Origin of the sequence: Desulfurella multipotens (assembly GCF_900101285.1) — a bacterium.
Classification (GTDB): Bacteria; Campylobacterota_A; Desulfurellia; order Desulfurellales; family Desulfurellaceae; genus Desulfurella; species Desulfurella acetivorans.
Map to the genome: position 1 here is coordinate 1 of NZ_FMYU01000026.1, position 3,270 is coordinate 3,270.

3 protein-coding genes are annotated in these 3,270 nt (G+C 30.5%); 2 read left to right on the forward strand and 1 reads right to left on the reverse strand.

Annotated features, from left to right (window positions below):
* Positions 1 to 87 precede the first annotated feature (87 nt).
* Both BLQ93_RS09330 and BLQ93_RS09455 read left to right on the forward strand, forming a co-directional pair.
* Positions 88 to 1,440 carry a replication initiation protein gene (locus tag BLQ93_RS09330; protein ID WP_092129859.1) on the forward strand — a complete coding sequence of 451 codons (1,353 nt, stop codon included), beginning with the start codon at positions 88 to 90 and terminating at the stop codon, positions 1,438 to 1,440.
* A gap of 752 nt (positions 1,441 to 2,192) precedes the next feature.
* Positions 2,193 to 2,333 carry a hypothetical protein gene (locus BLQ93_RS09455; RefSeq protein ID WP_159427533.1) on the forward strand — a complete coding sequence of 47 codons (141 nt, stop codon included), beginning with the start codon at positions 2,193 to 2,195 and terminating at the stop codon, positions 2,331 to 2,333.
* A 99-nt stretch (positions 2,334 to 2,432) separates the two neighbouring features.
* On the opposite strand, the gene BLQ93_RS09335 is transcribed toward BLQ93_RS09455, so the two are convergent.
* Positions 2,433 to 2,918 (reverse strand): DUF2321 domain-containing protein, encoded by a 486-nt coding sequence (locus tag BLQ93_RS09335; protein ID WP_092129861.1) that lies wholly within the window; start codon positions 2,916 to 2,918, stop codon positions 2,433 to 2,435.
* Positions 2,919 to 3,270: the final 352 nt, after the last annotated feature.

Genomic DNA, 3,270 nt, shown 5'->3' on the forward strand with positions numbered 1-3,270 from the left:
GAAATACGACAAAAAGATAGTGAAATACGACTTGACAAATGTCTTAGTAGTATTTATAATATTATTTAAAACTTTCTGGAGGTGAAAATGGTAGAGAATTTAGAAGTAACAAAAACAAATGAAAACGCTTTAGTGGTAAAACACAATAATTTAGTAATGTCCCGATACAATTTGTCTTTAGCTGAACAAAGATTAATTCTGCAAGTAGCTTCAATGATTGAAAAAGACGATGAAGATTTTAAAACATATACGGTTTATGTATCCGAATATTTAGACTTAATTGATAGTAATGCGCCAACTACATACAGAAAATTAAAAGAATTTGCAGAAACACTGCTTAAAAAACCGCTATATATACCACAGGATGGTGGTTTTCTTGTTTGTAATTGGTTTGCCGGTTTAAAGTATGAGTCTAAAAGGGGTGTATTGCTTTGCAGTTTTCATCCAGATTTAAAACCATATCTATTGCAATTGAAAAAGAATTTTACAGCTTATAGGCTTAAAAACATACTAAAATTGCAAAGTAAATACTCAATAAGACTGTATGAGATATTGAAATCTTATCAAGGAATGGGGCACATAAATCTTAAGATTGATGATTTTAGAAAAATTTTAGCTGTCCCGGACGACTACAAATATAACGATATAAAAAGACGAATCCTTCAAATAGCTCAGAGAGAACTTAAAAAATACACGGATATTACTTTTGAATTTAAAGAAATCAAGCGCATAAGAAAAGTAGTAGAAATTCAATTTACTATTTTGTCAAACCTAAACGAAATTGAAAACAAAGCAGACAAATCAGATACAGATATTCGCTCAACCAATACAACCGAACAAGAAATTCTTGATAAGCTTTTAGAACTTATCCCAGAAGAAAAACAAACCAATAGCGTTAAAACTTTGCTTTTAAATTATCTCAAGCAGTATGCAAGCGATTACGTTTTAAGCCAGATACAATACACAAATGACCATAAACCAAAAGAATGGCTTGCATACTTAAAACAAGCCATCAAAGAAGACTATGCCAGTTATTACGATAATCTTGAGAAAGAAAAACAAGAACAAGAGGCAAGAAAAAAAGAATTTGAAAGACGCTTAAAACAACTGGAAGAAGAAAGAGAAAAAGAGATAGAAATAGCCATAGACAATGAAAAAACTAGAATTTATAAAGAGTATTTAAATTCACTTGAAGATGAAGAAAAAAAAGAATTACTAAATGAATATCTCGAGAAAGCAAAAGAGTTATACCCAGGAGTGGACGAAAAAAGCTTTGAAATGGAATTTAAAGTGGAACGCTTAATCACAGAAGATATAATTGCAAAAAATGAGATTTTTCAAAGACGTCTTGAAAAAGCAAAAATTAAAGCAGAAGAAAGAGCTCAAATACTGTTTGAAGCAGACAAGAAAAAATTGATAAGACAATTTGAGCAAGACTAACGGTTTTTTTCGCATTAGATTAGTAATCTTATCTTATACCGTTATTTTATATAACTGATTTATATATTTAGATAATATTATTTTAAAAACAAAATAAATCTCAAAAACGCTAACAATTGATTTATTTAGATGCCAAATTTAGATTATGTTGTTTTAACAGTATTTATATTTTTTAAAAAATCACTAGACGATTAATTATATTACTGACACTCAAACATTGCAATGTCGTTGAAATTAGACGCCTTCTAAAACAAATTTTTAGCACTATAAAATGGCAATTTTAAGCCACACGAATTAGACCGCTTTACCGGTTTGCCTGCGGGCGTTGGCAAAAAAAGGGGATTAAGAGGGGGGTTGTTTTTTTGTTTGCTAACCAGCATATTTTTTTCTCACTATAAGTATTTACCATAAGTATTTACTTATAGAACCGAAAAAGTGCCAAATAGGCTTTTTGGAGGTATGGTTTTTTATGGGTTTTTGGTTGTTAAAATAAAGAAAAGTTGTGAAAAAATGGCAGTTTGCAATACCAAATAGCATGTCTGTTTTTAAGAAACTTGATTGATTTTAAAAATAAAATATTATTTTAATAGCAAAAACGATGTGATAGGTGTAATAACGGTATTTTAAAAAAATACCGTTAAAATAAGAAAAATAATAGGGAGTTATTCTATTGAATAACAATGTGGTGGGGAGTAATGTTAAGAGAATTCAGGAGATTTTGAGAGGAAACGATTAGAGAAATAAGAGAGGCTATGGGGATAGTAATTAGAGAGAAAAAGAGAAAAAGTGAAAAATTAAGAGAGATAAGGGAGACAAGGGGGGCTATTCTATTGAATAGCGATATGGTAGAGGGAGAAGAGAGAGGCTTATTTTTTAAACAGAACGAAAGCTGATTAAACTTCTGAAAAAGTTGGGATATTTTAGGCATTTTTATTCTGGCTTGGCAAAAAATAATGCAGTCTTGTTTATATAAAACACCAATATTTGTATTGCTAAGGCCATAACAATTTCTTTGCTGTTTCGCTTACGATGTCAACTAAAATATTTCTAAAAGCATCTACAATCGGTTTCTTTGTTTTAAGGAGTATCTTTTTAAACCTTGTAACAGCAAGAGTAGTTTCTGGTGTATCTTTTATTATCTCATCAATGCTTTGTGTCAAAATTTTTTTCTCATCATCCGAAATATTTTCCAACTCCTGTACAAGGTTATGAGCAGCTTGAATTTTGGCTTCTGTCCAAGGGTATGGTTTTCCGCAATTAGGGCAAAATGCTGGAGCTGTATAACCTGTAAAATCCATAACACCTTCTATATGATATTGCCCTTGTATTTCAGTATCACAATTTGGGCAATTAGTAATTGTAAGAGCACCGCATTTATCACAAAATTTTTTATTATGATTAGGAAACCTTTTTACACAATCGTTTATAACATGCCCATTTAAACAAATTTGAGCAACATCATACCAGCTGTCTTTCATTTCCTAAGCTCCCGTTTAAAAGCTAATCCGTATAACTCGTTCATAAGTGAAGCATACCCTTCCCTTTTGTCAAAATCGAATTTTTTAATTTTTTTATTCTTCATTTACGCAATCTCTCCAATACCCGCCATATAGACACTCATAAAACACGAATACGCTTTTGCAAATTATTGTCTGTAAACAACAATGATATATAAAAAAAATATTTTTGACAAGCAAAATCAGACCATTCTTGATCCAATTCATACGAAAATAGATATTTTAGGGTAAATAGAGTTGCATACATCAATATTTTTTCTTGTCAACAACATTGGTTTTTGGTAGTATCGCATTTATAAAAACGGTGATTTAC

Excerpts from the sequence above, each read along its gene's own strand:
- BLQ93_RS09330 (WP_092129859.1), top strand. The coding sequence starts at position 88 with ATGGTAGAGAATTTAGAAGTAACAAAAACAAATGAAAACGCTTTAGTG.
- BLQ93_RS09455 (WP_159427533.1), top strand. The coding sequence starts at position 2,193 with ATGGGGATAGTAATTAGAGAGAAAAAGAGAAAAAGTGAAAAATTAAGA.
- BLQ93_RS09335 (WP_092129861.1), bottom strand. The coding sequence starts at position 2,918 with ATGAAAGACAGCTGGTATGATGTTGCTCAAATTTGTTTAAATGGGCAT.